General features: G+C 52.2%; 18 protein-coding genes. 7 read left to right on the plus strand and 11 right to left on the minus strand.

The window, feature by feature from the left end:
• Positions 1–2: 2 nt before the first annotated feature.
• The 5 genes from ACWHWP_RS13075 to pspA form a co-directional block, all read right to left on the minus strand.
• Positions 3–1,688, minus strand: a complete 1,686-nt coding sequence (locus tag ACWHWP_RS13075; protein ID WP_447855774.1) for a sugar phosphorylase — start codon at positions 1,686–1,688, stop codon at positions 3–5.
• A gap of 212 nt (positions 1,689–1,900) precedes the next feature.
• Positions 1,901–2,122 carry a phage shock protein PspD gene (gene pspD / locus ACWHWP_RS13080; RefSeq protein WP_047348288.1) on the minus strand — a complete coding sequence of 74 codons (222 nt, stop codon included), beginning with the start codon at positions 2,120–2,122 and terminating at the stop codon, positions 1,901–1,903.
• 12 nt (positions 2,123–2,134) lie between these two features.
• Entirely contained in the window at positions 2,135–2,494 is a 360-nt protein-coding gene (gene pspC / locus ACWHWP_RS13085; protein ID WP_447855775.1) for an envelope stress response membrane protein PspC, read from the minus strand.
• Positions 2,494–2,718, minus strand: a complete 225-nt coding sequence (pspB, locus tag ACWHWP_RS13090) for an envelope stress response membrane protein PspB (RefSeq protein ID WP_447855776.1) — start codon at positions 2,716–2,718, stop codon at positions 2,494–2,496. Before pspB ends, pspC begins: the two co-directional genes overlap by 1 nt.
• A gap of 49 nt (positions 2,719–2,767) precedes the next feature.
• Positions 2,768–3,436, minus strand: coding sequence for a phage shock protein PspA (pspA, locus tag ACWHWP_RS13095; protein ID WP_447855777.1), 669 nt, complete (start codon positions 3,434–3,436; stop codon positions 2,768–2,770).
• Between the two features lie 166 nt (positions 3,437–3,602).
• On the opposite strand from pspA, the gene pspF reads away from it, so the two are divergent.
• A complete protein-coding gene (gene pspF / locus ACWHWP_RS13100; RefSeq protein WP_063431298.1) occupies positions 3,603–4,580 on the plus strand; it encodes a phage shock protein operon transcriptional activator in 978 nt (325 codons plus the stop codon).
• Between the two features lie 84 nt (positions 4,581–4,664).
• On the opposite strand, the gene ACWHWP_RS13105 is transcribed toward pspF, so the two are convergent.
• From ACWHWP_RS13105 to ACWHWP_RS13120, 4 genes are all read right to left on the minus strand, one after another.
• Complete coding sequence (locus ACWHWP_RS13105; RefSeq protein WP_447855778.1) at positions 4,665–6,398, minus strand: polyurethane esterase; 1,734 nt, start codon at positions 6,396–6,398, stop codon at positions 4,665–4,667.
• 28 nt (positions 6,399–6,426) lie between these two features.
• Positions 6,427–7,716, minus strand: a complete 1,290-nt coding sequence (locus ACWHWP_RS13110; RefSeq protein ID WP_235836420.1) for a TolC family outer membrane protein — start codon at positions 7,714–7,716, stop codon at positions 6,427–6,429.
• A gap of 71 nt (positions 7,717–7,787) precedes the next feature.
• Positions 7,788–9,101: an HlyD family type I secretion periplasmic adaptor subunit gene (locus tag ACWHWP_RS13115; RefSeq protein WP_447855779.1), complete on the minus strand. Its 1,314-nt coding sequence runs from the start codon at positions 9,099–9,101 to the stop codon at positions 7,788–7,790.
• Complete coding sequence (locus ACWHWP_RS13120; RefSeq protein WP_447855780.1) at positions 9,094–10,818, minus strand: type I secretion system permease/ATPase; 1,725 nt, start codon at positions 10,816–10,818, stop codon at positions 9,094–9,096. Before ACWHWP_RS13120 ends, ACWHWP_RS13115 begins: the two co-directional genes overlap by 8 nt.
• Before the next feature lie 735 nt (positions 10,819–11,553).
• Between ACWHWP_RS13120 and sapA the strand changes: the two genes are divergently transcribed.
• From sapA to ACWHWP_RS13150, 6 genes are all read left to right on the plus strand, one after another.
• Positions 11,554–13,194 carry an ABC transporter substrate-binding protein SapA gene (sapA, locus tag ACWHWP_RS13125; RefSeq protein WP_063956610.1) on the plus strand — a complete coding sequence of 547 codons (1,641 nt, stop codon included), beginning with the start codon at positions 11,554–11,556 and terminating at the stop codon, positions 13,192–13,194.
• Positions 13,191–14,156, plus strand: coding sequence for a putrescine export ABC transporter permease SapB (gene sapB, locus ACWHWP_RS13130; RefSeq protein WP_023335929.1), 966 nt, complete (start codon positions 13,191–13,193; stop codon positions 14,154–14,156). The genes sapA and sapB overlap by 4 nt, the downstream gene beginning before the upstream one ends.
• On the plus strand, positions 14,143–15,033 hold the full coding sequence (gene sapC / locus ACWHWP_RS13135; RefSeq protein WP_047174190.1) for a putrescine export ABC transporter permease SapC: 891 nt from the start codon (positions 14,143–14,145) through the stop codon (positions 15,031–15,033). The genes sapB and sapC overlap by 14 nt, the downstream gene beginning before the upstream one ends.
• Complete coding sequence (sapD, locus tag ACWHWP_RS13140; RefSeq protein WP_447855781.1) at positions 15,033–16,025, plus strand: putrescine export ABC transporter ATP-binding protein SapD; 993 nt, start codon at positions 15,033–15,035, stop codon at positions 16,023–16,025. The genes sapC and sapD overlap by 1 nt, the downstream gene beginning before the upstream one ends.
• 1 nt (position 16,026) lies before the next feature.
• Positions 16,027–16,833, plus strand: a complete 807-nt coding sequence (sapF, locus tag ACWHWP_RS13145) for a putrescine export ABC transporter ATP-binding protein SapF (protein WP_059309879.1) — start codon at positions 16,027–16,029, stop codon at positions 16,831–16,833.
• Between the two features lie 161 nt (positions 16,834–16,994).
• Positions 16,995–17,909, plus strand: coding sequence for an ATP-grasp fold amidoligase family protein (locus ACWHWP_RS13150; protein ID WP_447855782.1), 915 nt, complete (start codon positions 16,995–16,997; stop codon positions 17,907–17,909).
• A 14-nt stretch (positions 17,910–17,923) separates the two neighbouring features.
• Here the strand turns inward: ACWHWP_RS13150 and ACWHWP_RS13155 are convergent, their stop codons facing one another.
• Together ACWHWP_RS13155 and ACWHWP_RS13160 are read right to left on the minus strand one after the other, a co-directional pair.
• On the minus strand, positions 17,924–18,988 hold the full coding sequence (locus ACWHWP_RS13155; protein ID WP_059309877.1) for an ATP-binding protein: 1,065 nt from the start codon (positions 18,986–18,988) through the stop codon (positions 17,924–17,926).
• Positions 18,985–19,689 carry a response regulator gene (locus ACWHWP_RS13160; RefSeq protein WP_063431304.1) on the minus strand — a complete coding sequence of 235 codons (705 nt, stop codon included), beginning with the start codon at positions 19,687–19,689 and terminating at the stop codon, positions 18,985–18,987. Before ACWHWP_RS13160 ends, ACWHWP_RS13155 begins: the two co-directional genes overlap by 4 nt.
• Between the last annotated feature and the right edge of the window lie 131 nt (positions 19,690–19,820).

The following is a 19,820-nucleotide window of genomic DNA, read 5'->3' on the forward strand; positions in this document are numbered from 1 at the left end:
TTTTAGTTTTCTTTAATCCACAACACCTGCCATGGAATAAGGGTCAGAGCCGTATCTGTAATATCCTTTCCGGCGATCAACTCCCTTCCGGATTGAATATCGGATTCAATCCTTTGAGTGCGATCGCTGAAATTAAATATTGCCGTTATCTTCTCGCCAGAATCCGCAACACGAATAATTTTTAAAACATGCTCCCCCGACGCGCTAAAATAAGCCTCACCGTCAGGATGGAATGCTTTTTCTTTCCGGCGCAGCGCAATTAAATGACTTAATCTGGAATAGACCTGATAACGCAGGCTGGTTTTATCCTCAAGCACGCTATCAATTTGTCCTGCGATGTATTTCTCACGGTTTATCGCACGGTTGTATCCCAGGCGTTCAACGCCAGCATAATCATTACGGGAACCAAGAATACTTTGAATATAGACAGCAGGTACACCCGGGAAGCTTAAAAGCACGGCGTGAGCCAGAATAAACCGTGCGATACGATGATCATCATTGCTGTCACCTGGGCTTAATGCATCCAGATAGGTGACATTAATTTCATACGGGCTACGTGTCCCATCCGGGTTATTTTTCCAGTTAACCAGCGCCCCTTCGGCCTGCAGTGTTTCCACAAGTGAAATAATCTCTGACTCAGGTAAAATTCCACGTAACGGATTAAGGCCAATGCCGTCATGCGAGGCCAGGAAGTTGAACCAGGTGGTTTTCGTTGAGGGCAGCTTTAGCGACGCTGCCCACTGATTGAGAGCACGCACATTCTGGCAATGCACCGCATGCAAAACAAGCGGGGGCAGAGAGAACTGATAAACCATCTGTGCTTCATTTTCACCGTCACCGAAGTAAGCAACGTTATCTTTATGCGGAACGTTCGTCTCAGTGATAATCACCGTTCCGGGGGCCACAGCCTCGGTAATGGCGCGGAAAAGCTGGATGAGCTGGTGGGTTTGCTCAAGATGGATGCAGCATGTTCCGGGTATTTTCCACATAAACCCAACGGCATCCAGACGAATGTAACGCGCACCTTCAATCAGGTAATGCAGCAGGACGTCTACCATCGCAATCAGCACCAGCGGAGAAGCGAAATTGAGATCGACCTGGTCATCGCTGAAGGTGGTCCACAAGTGTCGCACGCTGCCATCATGAAGCGTGAAAGGCGTAAGAAGAGGTAATGCGCGCGGGCGAGTCACCGCGGATAAGTCTGTTTCAGGATCGACAGAAATGAAGAAATCTTCGTACCCGGGTATTTGCTTAAGGTAATTCGCAAACCATTTGCTTTTGGCAGACATATGGTTGCAGACGAAATCAAACATCAAGCTGGTTGACTGTTTTAATTCGGCAACGTCTCGCCACGTTCCGGTTTCAGGTGCAACTTCATGATAATCAATGACAGAAAATCCGTCGTCAGAAGACCATGGATAAAATGGTAAAAGATGGACGTGAGAAAAAGAGTGAGAAAGCCACTTGTTATAAAAACGCGTAAAAACAGGCAGTGCCTTCTCCCCTTTCGTCGAAAATTGATCGGCATAGGTAATCAGAACAACGTCTTTTTCATCCCACCCCGCTTTACGCTTTTCAGTAATAACAAAAGCGGCCTTTCCAATATTTTCCAGCAGCACATTACGCTGTGCTTCAGAAAACGATTCCCCGTAAATAAGATTAATGAGCTCTTTAATTTTTGCGTTCACTTTTATTTTCCATGGTAGCGGTCCCACGGAACGCAATCTACTCCCATGAAAAATATCTGTCAACGGACCGGGAGGCAGAAAAACGCGATTGCAAAGCAGCTCAGCGTAGTATTGTGAGCTGCCGCAAAGAAAGAAGGGGGAAAAGCGGAAATGCGGTTATTCGTCCCTGGCCCTTCTTTGGGAAAAGAAGGGGTTGGCGCGAGTGAGAATTTTCAGGATAAATAGCGGCGTGAAAGCCGTTTTGCCACTTTTTGCAACAGCGGTTCGAGCGCCACGGCAAGCACCATTCTGACCGGCTTGCGGGCAATGGATTTTATCGCCCAGCCTGCCACACCCGCCGGACCGTAGCGTAACGCGGTCAGCAGAACCAGTTTACCTGCGATTTTCAGGCCGGGTTTTACCTTCTGACCGGCCTGTTGCCAGTGTTGTTTCATCTCATTTCTCTCTTAAAGCTGACGAAAACGACTTCTCAGCGTAAAGGTATCCGACGTGATATAGCGTTCCATTTCCCGTAGCCGCTTCTCACCGGCTGCGAGTTGCTCATCAACGGCATTGAGGAGATCGCTGCTGGTTGGAGCCCCTTCTGCAGCCAGCTCCCCTTCCGGCATCGGGTCAAGGACAAACGACAGCACGATGTACGCCACCAGGGTAATAAATGCCAGACCGAAGAAGATCGAAAGCACCGTCACCACGCGCACCAGCTTTACCGGGACATCAAGATAGTGGGCCAGCCCGGCACAGACGCCGCGCACCATGCCCTGCTGCGGAATACGCCACAACTTTTTGTTCAGATTCAGTCCAGACATTAACGGTCCCTCCAGTTTGGATGTTCGGCATCCAGAATAGACTCCAGCGCCTGAATGCGTTCGCGCATTCTGTTCGCCTCTTCGGAGAGCTGTGCCAGACGCTGTTGTTCACTCTGGGACAGTTCGCCTCGTGAAGAACGGTTGCTGTAGTGCAGCCATAGCCAAATCGGCAATACGAACAGCACGAAAATAGTCAGGGGAATGGCCAGAAAAAGCGCGCTCATGTGTACTCCTTGTCTTATGATGCGGCACGCTCAGGTGCCGCAGGCATTATTATTGGTTATCTTGCTTCATTTTGGCTTTCAGTGCCGCCAGCTGCACGCTGATTTCGTCGTCGGCCTTCAGGTCGGCGAACTGCTGATCCAGCGACTTCTGCTTACCGATGCCGTGGCTTTCGGCTTCCGCTTCCATCTGGTCGATACGACGCTCGAACGATTCAAAACGCGCCATTGCTTCATCCAGCTTGCCGCTGTCCAGCTGACGTCGCACGTCGCGGGAAGAGCTTGCCGCCTGGTGACGCAGAGTCAGCGCCTGCTGACGCGCGCGCGTTTCGCTCAGCTTGTTTTCAAGTTCACCAATCTCTTTCTTCATACGGGCGAGCGTGTCATCCACCAGCGTCACTTCATGCTCAAGCGTAGCAACCATATCGGCCAGCTTCTGCTTTTCAATCAGCGCCGCACGGGCCAGATCTTCTTTATCTTTGCGCAGCGCGAGCTCCGCTTTTTCCTGCCATTCGTTCAGCTGAGCGGTAGCCTGCTCAATACGACGCGTCAGCTGCTTTTTTTCAGCCAGCGCGCGGGCGGAGGTAGAGCGCACTTCGACCAGCGTGTCTTCCATCTCCTGAATCATCAGACGTACCAGCTTCTGCGGATCTTCCGCTTTCTCGAGCAGAGAGTTGATGTTGGCGTTCACGATGTCGGCAAAACGAGAAAAAATACCCATAATCTAATCCTCATGTTTCTGTTATCGGGCGATGCCCTGCTGTACAGATAATACAAATCCCATGCCAACTTTTTATCTTATTGATTTTACTCATCATGATTGATTTTCAGGCAGCGACTGACTATTCTTACCTGGTGAATAACACTAAGGAGTGGTTAATTTCATCATGCCTGGATACAAAGACAATTTACTCGGCGAAGCAAACAGCTTTCTGGAAGTGCTGGAACAGGTCTCCCGCCTTGCACCGCTCAATAAACCGGTGCTCATCATCGGTGAACGTGGAACAGGTAAGGAGCTGATAGCCAACCGTCTGCACTATTTATCCGGGCGCTGGGATGGCCCCTTCATTTCTCTTAACTGTGCGGCGCTGAATGAAAACCTGCTCGACACCGAGCTTTTCGGCCACGAAGCGGGCGCGTTTACCGGCGCCCAGAAACGCCATCCCGGACGCTTTGAGCGCGCCGACGGCGGCACGCTGTTTCTTGATGAACTGGCCACCGCCCCCATGCTGGTGCAGGAAAAACTGCTGCGCGTGATTGAGTACGGCGAGCTGGAACGCGTCGGCGGTAGCCAGCCGCTGCAGGTCAATGTGCGCCTGGTCTGCGCCACTAACGCCAACCTGCCGGAGATGGTGGCGGAGGAAAAATTCCGTGCCGATCTGCTTGACCGGCTGGCCTTTGACGTCGTTCAGCTTCCTCCGCTGCGCGAGCGTCAAAGCGACATCATGCTGCTGGCGGAACAGTTTGCAATTCAGATGTGCCGTGAACTTGGCCTGCCGCTGTTCCCCGGCTTCAGCGATTATGCGCAGGAGACGCTGCTTGCTTACCGCTGGCCGGGAAATATCCGCGAGCTGAAAAACGTCGTGGAGCGATCAGTGTACCGCCACGGGAGCAGCGAGACAGAGCTGGACAACATCATTATCGATCCTTTTCAGCGTAGTACGTCACCCGCTGCCGCACCGGCGACCGCGGGCGATGCGCCCTCACTTCCTCTCGATCTGCGTCAGTTCCAGCACGATCAGGAGCAACGGCTGCTTGAACAAAGCCTGAAGGCAGCGAAATATAACCAGAAACGCGCGGCTGAACTGCTGGGTCTGACCTACCATCAATTAAGGGCATTGCTCAAAAAACATCACATGCGCTGACAGCCGGAAGCGGACGACAGCGCTATGAAGTTGGAAAAGTTTAGACGGAACTTATCCCCGCGGAGCATCCCGCGGGGATAAGACTCATGCTACCGCTATGTGCATTTGTGAAAGCATATCGGTATTAACACCCACTAGCGTGACACTGCTCTCACCATAGGTCAGTAACGCATTATCACCGTCAAACGACAGATGGCTAAGATAACTGTCATTGTCTGCAATACTCTGGTTAGCCATAAAGATCAGGCTGTCGCTGGTTGAGAGGTTATAGACAGTGTCGTGACCAAAATCACCATAGAAGAGAAGCGTGTTTTCGCTGCCGTTGAGGTGAATGGCGTCATCTGCAAACCCGGAAACAACATTATTATTGTTACCGGCAATGTTGATATCGCTGTCATTTGCCCCTGAATAGAACCAGCTGTCATTACTGGCGGTCGAGATAGTGAAACTGTTAGATGTATCAGCATAATAGCTTTTCGCATAGGCGATTGAGCCGCTATCGCCTTCTAACCCATAACCGGTGACCTGCCATGTAGCGTTCTGGTTGAAGTTAATGCCAAACAGGCTGAACAACGTGTGGTCAGCATTAACGTAATGGATATCTTCTGCCCGAGTAACATCCCCGGTGGAATACTTAAAGTACAGCGTTCCCTCGGTGTCGTGGCTGAAGGTAAAATCGGCGATATTACATTCCGTTACGTAGGTATTGCTTCCCGCGCCGCCATAAATAACGTTATAGCCACTGTGGTCTTTGAAACTATCATCGCCCCCACCCCCGCAAAGATAATCGTTGCCCTTTCCACCCTGTAATAAATCATTCGACTCTGTACCAATAATAAACGTCGAACCAACATGGGTTACGGATTTATTAAGATCAGAAACCCAGGTTGTCGAGCGATACGCCTCAGAAAGGTTGGAAACAATAATATTGGAGTTTTGATGCGTGAAATCATAGATTTCAGAATCCATAATTCGCAACGCGCCGTCCGTATATCCCTGGCCTGAATGCCCGGCCCACGACGCCATATTCGCGATCGAAAAGAACTGACAATCGCTGGTCAGGCCTGCATAGTAATCATTAAAAGAGACAAGGTTGTTGGTACAGGTCTCAAGCGGAGTGTCATGATTAAATAAACTGTCCAGAGACAGGCTATGGCCAGTTAAAACACGAAACACGGGGTCGTTTTCATAACCAATGTTAAGAACCTTATCATCGGCAAGGTTCTGAGTCGGAGAGGCAAAAGCGACATAGCTCGCGTCCTCAAAAAAACTATCCCATTGGCCCTGCGCGGAAAGGGTCGCCATGCTGTTAACAGCCAGTCCACCGAGACTATGCCCGGTGACGATGACGTCATTACCGGTGAGGCCGTTTGCGGTGGCAAACGCAGCCACTGAACTCATGAGGTTTTTATAAGCATTGAGAACATAGTTATCTGCATAGCCGTCGATTAGCGCAGAGAATACATCGCTGACGGTATCCATCGCTGTGTTAACGGTATGCTGAAGTGAAGGCGCGGCCGCGTAAGTGCCCGTCCCCCAGAAGCTAATTCCTATGTTCACCAGCTTACCATTAGCATCATATTTCCCCATGACGTTGCATTCGGCGCTCGACTCAAGAAGACTTTCGCCATAAAAAGCACCATAGGGATTAGTACAACCACTATAGTTGAGCGTCGCACCGTCTAGTACATTCCAGCCATTTTCTTCCGTATAGATATAATCAGCATAGGTCGCCGCACCAAAATTGATACTTTCAATAGTCAGCGCTTCCTTAATAAGCTGCGTGTTTTTCTCGCCCTGATAATCAAATACAGGCATAGTCTGTCCCTCTGTTTAACATTGACAATTAATGAGCGAAATAAGAATTAAGCAACATAACGTTGTCATTATTTATTTCACCCGTCTGCGCGAGCAAACTGACCCATGCTTTAATGACAGCATGTTTTTCAGCAGTAAGCTCAACTTTGGTTTTATAGAAAGATTGTTCCGCATTTAATAAATCAATATTCATACGCTGGCCAGCCTGAATACTTTTTTGGGTCGCTTCAACCTGTCGCCTGGCGGCTTCCACCGCGGAGGCATAGGCTGCAATGCGCTCTGGCGCATGAAGGCATTTATTTAATGATTTTTTGATTTCGCTATAGGTAACCAGCCGCTGCGCGTCGTGAAGATATTTTGCCTGTTCATAGCGGGCCGCCGCCTGGCGCACGGAAGCGGACACGCCTCCGCCGGAGAACAAATCCATGCTGACGCGCATTCCTATGCTGTCGGTACGATATTTCTGATTGATGGTGTTATCGTTGCTGGAGTCGTTCTCAGAATGCATTGCGTAAAGCTGTATTCGGGGAAGCGCGCCAGCGCGGCTGCGTTCAATTTCATAGCGCTTTTCTTCCACGCTGTGCCCGGCAGACAGAATATCGGGGTTATGCGAGGACGCTTTTCGTTCCCAGTATTGATAGTCTCTCGATGCCAGCGGAAGCTTAAGGGGCTTTTCACCGAGCATCGGCAGCGCTGAAGTATCCGACAGAACCATGCCCACTATCGCTGAAAGCGCAACGTTTGCCGTATCAAGCGTATCCCGCGCTTCTACCTCATCAGCAACAGCAAGGCTGAGCGCAGACGCGGTTTCCGTGACATCCGTTATTGACCCCTCTCCGGATTCAAACTGTCGCTGAGTCTGCTTTTTCTGCTCTTCCAGACCCTGGCGATGCAGGGCTGCAAGCTGAAGCCGCTGGTGTGCCTCAGCAACATCCAGCCATGCGGTAATGAAGCGGTTTTGCAGGTCAATCAGGCTGCTTCGGTAGCGTTCATCAGACTGCAATTTTTTGATGATGCCGATGCGATAGCCCGCATAGGCGTCGTAATCAAACAGCGGCTGAACGACGGTAAGCGATCCCGAATGGCTGTCATATTGTTGATGCTGCACCACCTCAGAACGCTCACCCAGCACATTTAACTGCTGGTACTGCTGCCGCTGCCAGTTACGCGGTGCGCGCTGATAGCTGACGCTGACTTTTGGCAGCAACCCGGCTCGGCCAATGGGAATGTATTCTTCCCCGGCAAGCTGATCCTTAACGGCAGCACGGTAATGGGGATCGTTATCCAGCGCCATAAACCAGCCCTGTGCAAGTGTCAAGGCACCTGCTGAAAACGGCGCCATCAGTGCGAGAAAATATAAAACGCGTGTAAAGTGTGCACTCAGCATCATTATTCCTCGATGAACGACCGCGTCGCTCGATCCACAATCGGTTTCAACAGATAGCTCAACAGCGAGCGCTCTCCGGCTTTAATAAAGACCTCTACCGGCATACCGGGTTTAATATCTTCACTTTCCAGCTTTTTCATGCCCTCTGGCGAAACGGCGATCTGAATCTTGTAGTAAGGCTGCTGGGTAGTGGGATCTGTCTGGCGATCCGCCGAAACCAGTGATACCTGGGCCGGGATCCTTGGCGTGCTTTGCTGGTTAAAGGCAGTGAACATCAGGGTGACAGGCATGCCTTTATGAACTTTATCGATCAAGGCCACATCGATATGTGAGTCTATAGTCAGGGGGGATGTCTGCGGGACAAGCTCCAAAAGCTGCTCTCCCACACTCACTACCGCGCTATCGCTGGCAAGCGCGAGGTTCATTACCACACCGTCCTGTGGTGCCACGACTCGGGTCAACGAGAGATCGACATCGGAGAGCGTCAGCTGTTTTTTACTCTCACTTACCTGCAGGCGAAGCTGATCGATCTGCGTTTCAATATCTTTCCGGTTGTCAATCAAACGCTGTTGCATGCTGCGCTTAAGCTGCTCAATCTGATTACCTAATTCCACTATTTTGCTGCGAGTTTCCCCCACCTCGCCCGCCAGTGACGCAGATTGCACCTGGATATCAAGAAAGCGGTTACGGGGAAAATAGCCTTCCTCCATCAGCGGCTTGAGGTCTTTAAGTTGACGATTTACCAGCGCGAGACCTCGCTCTTTCGTCTCGCAGGTTCTGGCAAGAGAATCACGCTGGCGCGCCAGCCCCGCGATGGCCTGAGCGTCGTTTTGCTGGGCGTTTTTCAGCGCCTCCTGCCGGGCATGCATAAGCTGGCTTTGCTGTAAGACAATTGGCTTCATGGCATCCTGCAGAGCCTCTTCCTCTGCCTCAGGGGGCAACGTCAGCGTTTGCATGCCAGCCAACTCCGATCGAAGACGGCTTTCAGCAATAAGCGAAGTCAGATAATGCTGGCGCGCAGCGGAGAGCTGGGCGAGTGAGGTTTGCTGGCTGAGCATCACGAGCAGGTCGCCCTTATGTACAGTCTGACCCTCTTTGACCGCGATTTTTGTCACCACGCCGCCGATGGGAGCCTGTATGGCCTTACGGTATCCGTCGACCACCACTGTTCCGGATGACACAACACCTTTATCCAGAGGAGCCAGGGCAGCCCAGAACAAAAAAGAGCCCAGGCCTGCCAGCAGCACGATCCAGCCAAAGCGGACAAATGGAATGACGTCAACAAGAGGCGTCTTCAGCGCATCGGTATCATGCATGGACTTTTCCTTGTTCTACGGGGACGCTTTTGGTCTGATTCACCGGGCGAGTTGACTGCTGTAAGAGTTGTTCTGTCGGGCCATAAAGCTTTGATTTCCCGCCCTCCAGAACGAGCAGGTGACTGGTCAGCGGCAAAATACCCGGACGATGAGAAATGATGACGACGCTTTTCTTCTGCTGTTTAAGCTGCCGGATGACCTGCTGTAAGGCCTTTTCGCCCGATTCATCCAGGTTAGCGTTGGGCTCATCAAGGATCACCAGCGCCGGGTTGCCGTACAGCGCACGAGCCAGACCAATGCGTTGTTTTTGTCCGCCCGAAAGGGCCGTACCCTGCTCGCCGGTCAGGGTGTTATAGCCTTCAGGCATGCGCAAAATCATTTCATGAATGCCGGCCATCTTTGCAGTGGCGATCAGTTGCGTTGAATCGATCTCACCAAAATGCGCAATATTCTCAGCGATGGTTCCCGTGAAGAGCGCAACATCCTGCGGCAGGTAACCGATTCCGGGACTTGGCTTCTGCTTCTGCCATTGATAAATATCTGCCCCATCCAGCCTGACATCCCCTTCTCCGGCGGGCCAGACACCGCATAACACTCTAGCGAGACAGGATTTTCCCGATGCACTGGCCCCCACAATTCCCAGCACCTCACCCGGTTCTACCCGCAGATTGATATTGTGCAGTATGGGCTGCCGGGAGTTTCCCGGCGGGAAAACGGTGACATTCTCCACCGTGAGCAGCCCTTGTGGCTCCGGCAGACGAATGCTCTCCAGCGCCGGTGGAAACTCGCTTGTCAAATGAACCATGCGCCCCCATGCCTGGCGAGCTGACCGGTACCCTTTCGCCACGCTGATGAGTTGTTCAACCGGTGCCAACGCTCTTCCAAGCAAAATAGAGCCTGCGATCATCATGCCCGGCGAGATATCCCCCAGAATCGCCAGCCAGCAGCCAAGCCCCAGCATGAGCGACTGGAGAGCCATACGTACCGTTTTGGTGATGGCAGACATAAAAACAGCACGTTCACTGGCCGCACTCTGGCAGTAAAGGAACTGTCGATGTGCTCGCCACCAGCGCGCCTTGACGTTTTCAGTCATCCCCAGCGCCTGCAGCGTCTCAGCACATTGCAAGGTGCTGTTAGCTTGATGATTAGACACCAGGACATAACCACCCGCTTCATTTAAAAGCTGACGCGTTATTTTTTCATTAATAAAAGCCAGAGCCAGCAGCACAAACGCGCCTGAAAGAGAGAACAATCCGAGCCAGGTATTAAAAAGAAAAATGACGCCTATGTAGACTGGAAACCAGATCGAATCAAAAACGGCGAATAACGCTGGACCGGTAACAAACTGGCGTATGACGGCGAGGTCGCTGATAGCCTGCCCGGCATTAGGGCTACGCTTAATGAGATTGCTTTCACATGCTGCGGTATACAGTACAGGCGAAAGAGCATTATCAAACTGATTACCTAATCTGATAATGATGATGCCCCGGGCATAATCCATGAGTGCCATGATGGTGAACATAAATAACACCAACAAGGTCAACATAAAGAGGGTTGTCGTATTCCCGGATGACAGCGCGCGATCGTAGACCTGCAGCATATAAATTGAAGGCGTAAGCATCAGCACATTTATTACTGAAGAGAAAAAAGCAATAATCACAAACAACCGCAAGCGCGCATGTGTAAAATTCTTAAATACCTGCAAGGGTTTACTCATCCATAAGCCTTTGATATCTTAGCCATTGTCACATTTTAAAGTGACTTTTAGACGTCATTATTGAAACCACATCACGATGAATATCGAAACCCAACAAATTAACAGGCAATCGACATTCGGGTCGATTACATGAAATATGTAATTTTCCTAAACGTTGTAGAGTTTCATTTTTCTCTGACACCCCTTTCGCTCAGTCAAATTGCTGGCTCAGAGAGCCAGTATATAAACCATCATTATCATGACGGCAACAATTACTTGGGCAAACATGCTTTTACTGAATATTTCTTATGACAATACGCATCCACTATAAAAATTCGCATACTTGCGTGTTGCTTGCGCGATATAAACACCGTGCACATTATTATGAAATTTCATGTCGAAATTAATATCAATGAGTGGATTTTAAGACAATTCGCCAATATTAATGTCAGTCATAAGATTACAGGAAGAAATCTTTAGTTATTTTTTTCAGCTAAGCCATACGGTGACTGACTGGATGGCGTCTGCCGGGGCGAAACCTTCGTTTATAGCGAGTCAGATGGGCCGTGAAAATGCTAAGATGGTGTATGAGGTATATTCAAAGTGGATAGTTGGTATGAACGCCGATCAGGCAGGCATGCTGAATGAGCGACTGCAAACGCTCCTGCCCCAGGATGCCCTCAGGGATAAACGACACTGGATAATGTCGTTTAAAATTAGTAAGATAGCCACTTCATATAAAATACCTTAAAAATTATGCGTCTGGTTTTATCGTCCTTTTTTGCACTCGGTCTGTTCAGTAGCCTGGCCTTAGCTGCGCCCGAGCAAACGCCGCAGCCTGACATTCGTGACAGCGGCTTCGTCTATTGCGTGAGCGGCCAGGTTGATACCTTTAACCCGCAGAAAGCGGGCAGCGGCCTGATTGTGGATACCCTTGCCGCACAGCTTTACGATCGTCTGCTTGATGTCGACCCTTACACCTACCGTCTGGTACCCGAGCTTGCGGAAAGCTGGGAAGTACTGGATAACGGCGCTACCTACCGTTTTCATCTGCGCGATGACGTCACGTTCCAGCGCACCCCGTGGTTTACCCCCACGCGCAAGCTGAATGCGGACGACGTGGTCTTTACCTTCCAGCGTATTTTTAACCGCAATCACCCGTGGCATAACGTTAACGGCAGCAACTTCCCCTATTTCGACAGCCTGCAGTTTGCTGATACGGTTAAAAGCGTGCGCAAGCTGGATAACCGGACGGTTGAATTCAGCCTGACGCGCCCGGATGCCTCCTTCCTCTGGCACCTGGCTACCCACTATGCGTCCGTCATGTCTGCCGAATACGCGGCGAAGCTGACGAAGAAAGATCGTCAGGAGCAGCTCGATCGCCAGCCGGTCGGCACCGGTCCGTTCCAGTTGGCCGAATACCGCGCCGGGCAATATATTCGTCTGCAGCGCCATGAACATTTCTGGCGCGGTACCCCGCTGATGCCTCAGGTGGTGGTTGATTTGGGTTCTGGCGGAACAGGACGTCTGTCGAAACTTCTCACCGGGGAATGTGACGTGCTCGCCTGGCCTGCTGCCAGCCAGCTCACCATTTTGCGCGACGACCCGCGCCTGCGCCTGACGTTACGTCCCGGCATGAACATCGCTTATCTGGCCTTTAACACCGATAAGCCACCGTTGAATAACCCTGCCGTTCGTCATGCCCTGGCGCTGGCGATTAACAACCAGCGCCTGATGCAGTCGATCTACTACGGCACGGCGGAAACCGCCGCCTCAATTTTACCGCGCGCCTCGTGGGCCTATGACGGTGAGGCTAAAATTACGGAATACAACCCGGCAAAAGCGCGTGAACAGCTGAAGGCGCTGGGGGCGGAAAACCTTACGCTGCAGCTTTGGGTGCCGACCAGTTCCCAGGCGTGGAACCCGAGCCCGCTCAAGACCGCCGAACTGCTGCAGGCGGATATGGCGCAGGTGGGCGTAAAAGTGATCATCGTACCGGTTGAAGGCCGTTTCCAGGAGGCGCGCCTGATGGACATGAATCATGATTTAACCCTGACCGGCTGGGCAACCGACAGTAACGATCCGGACAGCTTCTTCCGGCCGCTGCTGAGCTGCGCGGCAATAAACTCGCAGACTAACTACGCCCACTGGTGTAACAGGGAGTTTGACGCCGTGCTGCAAAAAGCGCTCGCTTCCCAACAGCTGGCCTCACGCATCGACGCCTATGACGAGGCGCAGAAGATCCTGGCCCAGGAACTGCCGGTGCTGCCTCTGGCCTCTTCCCTGCGTCTCCAGGCCTATCGCTATGATATTAAAGGCCTGGTGCTGAGCCCGTTCGGTAACGCCTCGTTCGCCGGCGTGTCGCGTGAAAAAGAACAAGAGGTGAAAAAACCATGATTATTTTTACCTTGCGTCGGCTCCTGTTGCTGCTGGTGACGCTCTTTTTCCTGAACTTTGTCGGCTTCAGCCTGAGCTATTTCACGCCGCACGCCCCGCTCCAGGGATCGTCGCTATGGGATGCCTGGCTCTTCTGGTTCAACGGGCTGCTGCACTGGGATTTTGGCGTGTCCAGCATTAACGGGCAGCTGATTTCCGAGCAGTTGAAAGAGGTTTTTCCGGCCACAATGGAGCTGTGCATTCTGGCCTTCGGCTTTGCCCTGATGGTCGGGATCCCCGTGGGTATGCTGGCCGGGATTTATCGCAATAAATGGCAGGATAAGTTTATCAGCGCTCTCGCCCTGCTCGGCTTCTCCATCCCAGTCTTTTGGCTGGCGCTGCTGCTGACGCTTTTCTTCTCGCTGACGATGGGCTGGCTCCCGGTCTCCGGCCGCTTTGACCTGCTCTACACGGTGAAAACGGTGACGGGGTTTGCCATCATCGACGCGTGGCTGTCCGATTCCGTGTGGCGCCATGAGATGATTGTCAGCGCCCTGCGCCATATGGTATTGCCGGTGCTGACGCTGGCAGTGGCCCCAACGACTGAAGTGATCCGCCTGATGCGCCTGAGCACCATCGAAGTGTTTGATCAAAACTACGTCAAAGCCGCCGCCACGCGCGGGCTATCGCGCCTGACCATACTGCGCCGCAATGTCCTGCACAACGCGCTGCCGCCGGTTATTCCGCGTCTGGGATTACAGTTTTCCACCATGCTCACGCTGGCCATGATCACCGAAATGGTCTTTAGCTGGCCCGGACTGGGCCGGTGGCTGATTAACGCTATACGCCAGCAGGACTATGCGGCTATTTCCGCGGGTGTGATGGTAATTGGTTCGCTGGTGATTATTGTTAACGTGTTGTCCGATATTCTGGGTGCTATGGCTAACCCATTGAAGCATAAGGAATGGTATGCCTTACGATAGCGTATACAGTGAAAAGCGCACGCCCGGCGTGCTGCGTACCGTGTGGCGTAAATTCTATGGTGACACCACGGCAATGATCGGCCTTTACGGCTGCGCCGGGCTGGTGTTGCTGTGCGTCTTTGGCTCGTGGTTTGCGCCGTATGGCATTGACCAGCAGTTCCTTGGCTATCAGCTGCTGCCGCCTTCCTGGTCCCGCTACGGTGAAGTCTCTTTCTTCCTGGGGACGGACGATCTGGGACGCGACGTGCTGAGCCGCCTGCTGAGCGGTGCCGCCCCGACGGTAGGCGGCGCATTTGTGGTGACGCTCGCGGCCACTGTCTGCGGACTGGCGCTGGGCATTTTTGCGGGCTCCACGCACGGCCTGCGCTCGGCAGTGCTTAACCACATTCTTGATACGCTGCTCTCCATTCCCTCTCTGCTGCTGGCGATCATTGTCGTTGCTTTTGCCGGTCCGCATCTGTCGCATGCCATGTTCGCGGTCTGGCTGGCTATTCTGCCCCGCATCGTGCGATCGGTTTACAGCATGGTGCACGACGAGCTGGAGAAAGAGTATGTTGTCGCGGCCCGTCTGGACGGTGCGACGACCTTCAACATTCTGTGGTTTGCCGTTTTGCCAAACATCGCCGCCGGGCTGGTCACCGAAATCACCCGCGCCCTGTCGATGGCGATTCTGGATATCGCTGCGCTCGGCTTCCTCGACCTCGGCGCACAGCTGCCGTCGCCTGAATGGGGCGCGATGCTCGGTGACGCGCTGGAGTTAATCTACGTTGCGCCGTGGACGGTCATGCTGCCAGGCGCGGCGATTATGGTGAGCGTATTGCTGATCAACCTGCTGGGCGACGGTATTCGCCGTGCAATTAACGCGGGGGTGCAATAATGCCGCTTCTTGATATTCGTAACCTCACCATTGAATTCAGAACCGGTGAAGGCTGGGTTAAAGCCGTCGATCGCATCAGCATCACCCTCGCTGAGGGTGAAATTCGCGGGCTGGTGGGAGAATCCGGCTCCGGAAAAAGCCTGATTGCCAAAGCCATCTGCGGCGTGGCGAAAGACAACTGGCGCGTGACCGCCGACCGAATGCGCTTTGATGATATCGACCTGCTGCGCCTCTCCCCTCGCGAGCGGCGCAAGCTGGTCGGGCATAACGTCTCGATGATTTTTCAGGAGCCGCAGTCCTGTCTCGACCCGTCCGAACGGGTGGGCAAACAGCTGATGCAGAACATTCCCGGCTGGACCTTTAAAGGCCGCTGGTGGCAGCACGTGGGCTGGCGCAAGCGTCGCGCGATTGAGCTCCTGCACCGCGTCGGGATCAAAGATCACAAAGACGCGATGCGCAGCTTCCCGTATGAGCTGACCGACGGCGAGTGTCAGAAAGTGATGATTGCCATCGCCCTGGCCAATCAGCCGCGTTTGCTGATTGCGGATGAACCCACAAACGCGATGGAGCCCACCACGCAGGCGCAAATTTTCCGCCTGCTGTCGCGTCTCAACCAGAATAACAACACCACTATTTTGCTGATCAGCCATGACCTGCAAATGCTCAGCAAATGGGCGGACAAAATCGATGTGATGTACTGCGGGCAAACGGTCGAAACCGCGCCGAGTGAAGATCTTATCAACGCCCCGCACCATCCGTACACGCAGGCGCTTATCCGCGCCATTCCGGATTTTGGCAGCGCCATGCCGCACAAGAGCCGCCTGAATACTCTGCCAGGGGCGATTCCGCTGCTGGAATCCTTGCCGATTGGCTGCCGTCTGGGGCCACGGTGCCCCTATGCTCAGCGTAAATGTATCGAGACGCCGCGCCTGGCCGGGGCCAAAAATCATCTTTACGCCTGTCATTTCCCGCTGAACATGGAGAGAGAGTGAAATGGTCGAAACCTTGCTGGAAGTCCGCAACCTGAGTAAGACCTTTCGCTACCGTACGGGGCTGTTTCACCGTCAAACCGTCGAAGCGGTAAAACCCTTGAGCTTTACCCTGCGTGAAAAACAGACCCTGGCGATCATCGGCGAGAACGGTTCCGGGAAATCTACCCTGGCGAAAATGCTCGCCGGCATGGTTGAACCTACCGCAGGCGAAGTGTTGATTGACGACCATCCTCTGGCGTTCGGGGATTATTCTTTCCGCAGCCAGCGCATCCGCATGATCTTCCAGGATCCGTCTACCTCGCTTAATCCACGCCAGCGTATTTCGCAGATCCTCGATTTTCCGCTGCGCCTGAACACTGACCTGGAGCCGGAGGCGCGCCGTAAGCGCGTCTTTGAAACCCTGCGCATGGTTGGGCTGTTACCGGATCACGAAAGCTACTACCCGCATATGCTGGCCCCTGGTCAGAAACAGCGTCTGGGTCTGGCGCGCGCGCTGATTTTGCGCCCGAAAGTAATCATCGCTGACGAAGCGCTTGCCTCGCTGGATATGTCGATGCGTTCGCAGCTGATTAACCTGATGCTGGAGCTACAGGAAAAACAGGGTATCTCTTATATCTACGTCACCCAGCATCTGGGGATGATGAAGCACATCAGCGATCAGGTGATGGTCATGCACGAGGGGGAAGTCGTCGAGCGCGGCAGCACGGCGGATGTGATGGCCTCCCCGCTCCATGAGCTGACAAAACGCCTGATTGCCGGTCATTTCGGTGAAGCATTGACAGCTGACGCGTGGCGAAAAGACCGCTAGGCACGACGGTAAACAAAGATTACTTTGCTAATATAAGGATTAAATAGTCCGTTCAGGCTATTTAATCCTTTAAATTTGCGTCTCCACCTCTGCTCCATATTCTAATCAATATCAATCAACAGTTCTTCTCCAGAATACCCGAACATTACGGAGGAGAAGAAATGAATAACGCAACTTACTTACTCAAATACATCGAGTATCTCATCAGAAAATGCCGTTCTTTTTTAATGACGGACCTGAATTTCCATACCAGCAGACTCAAAAAAATTTCAGGGAAAGACCCTGACATTAAATCGCCCACTACGTTGAGTGAAAAGATATGTCATCGCCTGGTGTACGATCGCAATGACCTCTACACAATGCTTGCCGATAAACTCGCCGTTCGGGAATACGTGACATCAAGAACCAAACGGGTGAAAACGGTGCCGTTAATTGGCGTTTATAACAAGGCGTCGCAAATTGATTTCACAACACTCCCGGACAAATTCGTCCTTAAGTGCAATCATGATAGCGGCAGCACAATAGTGTGCAAAAACAAAGCGCAATTTAATTACTGGGAAGCGTGTAAAAAGCTGGATTTCGCATTAAGGAAGAATTTGTACTACACCACACGTGAATGGCAGTACAAAAACATTACCCCGATGATACTTTGCGAACCGTTTGTCGATCTCTTTGATGAGGCAGACAGAAACACCACGCCGGAAATGCTGAGAATTCACTGCTTTCATGGCGTTGCCCACTACGTAGAAGCGGATTTTACGGATAGTAATGGCCACGGCTTTATCAACGTTTACGACAGGCAGTGGAATTTACAGCCTTTCCAGATGGAATATCCCAATACTTCGGTTGAGCCAGGCGAACCGGTCTTGTTCAGACAGGCATTGCTGGCATCCCAGGAGCTGGCGGATGGCATTGACTACTGCCGCGTTGATCTGATGCTAAAAAAGCATGAAATCTATTTCAGTGAAATAACCCTGAGCCCGAGACGCGGTAAGCTGACTATTACCCCACGGGAATGGGATGCAAGGTTAGGGAAAATATGGCATTTACCGCTCTCCACGGGCAGGCACGTTTGACCTGCCGCTGAAGCTCAGGTACTGGGCCAGGTGAGTTTAAAAATTGAGTGATTTTGCGTCGATAAGGTATAGGTAACATCGCCACCATGAGCAAGCATGATGGCTTTTACCACCGATAAGCCTAACCCACAGCCCTCCGGGTTCACCTGTCTGGCGCCATTATCGCGCTGGAAGGGATGAAACAAGAAATCATGAAACTCACGGGGAATGCCCGGTCCCCCGTCCTGAATAAGAATATAATTTCCTTTATCTGAAACCCCATTTTTCACGATCAGTTTGCGCGAGGTTGAATAGTGCAATGCATTGTCAAACAAAACGGTCAGACACTGATTGATACGCAACGGATCGAAGACACATTGCTGCTCCCTCAGTTCTGTATTGATGATGAACGCTTTACGGTTGAACTCGGGCATAAAAGTGTCGAGAGCATCCTGTATTGTCCCTTTTAGATCGGTTCTGGATTGATATAGCGTGTAACCCGCTCCACCGTCCGAACTGATCACCCGAAGGTCTTCAATCAGACGCGTTAACCCTTCCGTCTGCTTGAGAAGGTTATTAAACAGCACCGGTTCCGGGGCAAAAACGCCGTCAACCAGTCCCTGAAGCCGTCCGCGCAAAATGGTGACCGGCGTTCTCAGCTCATGCGCAATAGCGGCATTCCAGGATTTACGCTGGATATCCAGCGTCTGGAGTTTTTCCGCCATTTCATTGAAATCCGTGACGAGGTGGTTGACCTCACCAAGCCGGGAACTGGCACAAAACGCCCGGGCGTCCAGATCGCCCTGCGAGATTTTTTTCAGGCTGGACGCGACCGCGTTTAGCGGGGTGAGTATTCGCGACGAGAGTTTTACCGTAAAAAATACGGCAATGATCAGACTGATGGTTGTCGCTGTCCCGATCCACACCCAGTCCCACATCGTCATCTGCTCGTCATCTCCCGCAGCTGCGCCGCCGGGAAGGTGATCCAGAATAAAAGAGTAAAAAAACCAGGAGCCCAGTATGGCGATGGCAATTATCGTGAACGTCAACAACAGCATGTACGTTAAGATCTGACGACTCAGGACAGACTCTTTGTTCATTTCTTTTCCCCAAGCCGGTAGCCCATTCCCCTGATGCTCTCGGGAACGCCATACAGGCCGGCAAGCTCAAGTTTTTTACGCAGCTTGCTCATATGGCTGTCGACCGTTCTGTCGAGGGTATCGCCCTCAGGCAGACACGCGTTGAGTAACTCTTCGCGGGAACACACCTTTCGCGGATATCTCACCAGCCAGGTCAGTAATTTAAATTCAGTCGTCGTTAATACCGGGGAGATAACCTCTGCACCCACTGTGACCTCCACGTAAAAATCATCCGGATAGACCGTAATAAATGGCGTTCTGAGAGGCATCGAACCTACCTGCTGAACCGCGGGTTTTGTTCTGCGCAGCACCGCTTCAACCCGTGCGACAACCTCGGAAGGGTTGAAGGGCTTGATCACGTAATCATCCGCGCCCAGCCTCAGCCCCATGAGCTTATCGACATCCTGATCGAGGGCGGACACCATAATGACGGGCACGGAACTTTCCTGACGAAGCGTGGTGAGTACGCTCCAGCCATCACATACGGGCAAATGAATATCCAGCAATATGAGATCCGGCTTATGGAGGCGGTTTAGCGTTATTGCCTGCTCGCCCTGCCTGGCCCTGAGCGTTTTCATTCCGGAACGCTCCAGGTAGCTCATGAGTATATCGGCGATTTCGTCTTCATCTTCAACAACAAGGATCAGCGCATTTTTGTTCATTTTTACTCCGCGGGTGAAATCCCTTTTAGCACGCTATCAAATATCTTCAGCACAATAAGACACAGCCTCCGGGAAAAAGTGCCATGGACGCGAAAATTTTGAGGTTGATTTAAATGCCCGGCTATTTCTCC

Source organism: Enterobacter sp. WI-ESBL-E8 (assembly GCF_053364895.1).

Bases quoted from the DNA above. Each gene is read 5' to 3' on its own strand.
- pspC (WP_447855775.1), bottom strand. From the start codon at position 2,494: ATGTCTGGACTGAATCTGAACAAAAAGTTGTGGCGTATTCCGCAGCAG.
- sapC (WP_047174190.1), top strand. From the start codon at position 14,143: ATGCCTTACGATAGCGTATACAGTGAAAAGCGCACGCCCGGCGTGCTG.
- sapD (WP_447855781.1), top strand. From the start codon at position 15,033: ATGCCGCTTCTTGATATTCGTAACCTCACCATTGAATTCAGAACCGGT.
- ACWHWP_RS13150 (WP_447855782.1), top strand. From the start codon at position 16,995: ATGAATAACGCAACTTACTTACTCAAATACATCGAGTATCTCATCAGA.
- pspD (WP_047348288.1), bottom strand. From the start codon at position 2,122: ATGAAACAACACTGGCAACAGGCCGGTCAGAAGGTAAAACCCGGCCTG.
- ACWHWP_RS13155 (WP_059309877.1), bottom strand. From the start codon at position 18,988: ATGAACAAAGAGTCTGTCCTGAGTCGTCAGATCTTAACGTACATGCTG.
- sapA (WP_063956610.1), top strand. From the start codon at position 11,554: ATGCGTCTGGTTTTATCGTCCTTTTTTGCACTCGGTCTGTTCAGTAGC.
- pspF (WP_063431298.1), top strand. From the start codon at position 3,603: ATGCCTGGATACAAAGACAATTTACTCGGCGAAGCAAACAGCTTTCTG.
- ACWHWP_RS13115 (WP_447855779.1), bottom strand. From the start codon at position 9,101: ATGCATGATACCGATGCGCTGAAGACGCCTCTTGTTGACGTCATTCCA.
- ACWHWP_RS13160 (WP_063431304.1), bottom strand. From the start codon at position 19,689: ATGAACAAAAATGCGCTGATCCTTGTTGTTGAAGATGAAGACGAAATC.
- sapF (WP_059309879.1), top strand. From the start codon at position 16,027: ATGGTCGAAACCTTGCTGGAAGTCCGCAACCTGAGTAAGACCTTTCGC.
- ACWHWP_RS13120 (WP_447855780.1), bottom strand. From the start codon at position 10,818: ATGAGTAAACCCTTGCAGGTATTTAAGAATTTTACACATGCGCGCTTG.
- pspA (WP_447855777.1), bottom strand. From the start codon at position 3,436: ATGGGTATTTTTTCTCGTTTTGCCGACATCGTGAACGCCAACATCAAC.
- sapB (WP_023335929.1), top strand. From the start codon at position 13,191: ATGATTATTTTTACCTTGCGTCGGCTCCTGTTGCTGCTGGTGACGCTC.
- ACWHWP_RS13105 (WP_447855778.1), bottom strand. From the start codon at position 6,398: ATGCCTGTATTTGATTATCAGGGCGAGAAAAACACGCAGCTTATTAAG.
- pspB (WP_447855776.1), bottom strand. From the start codon at position 2,718: ATGAGCGCGCTTTTTCTGGCCATTCCCCTGACTATTTTCGTGCTGTTC.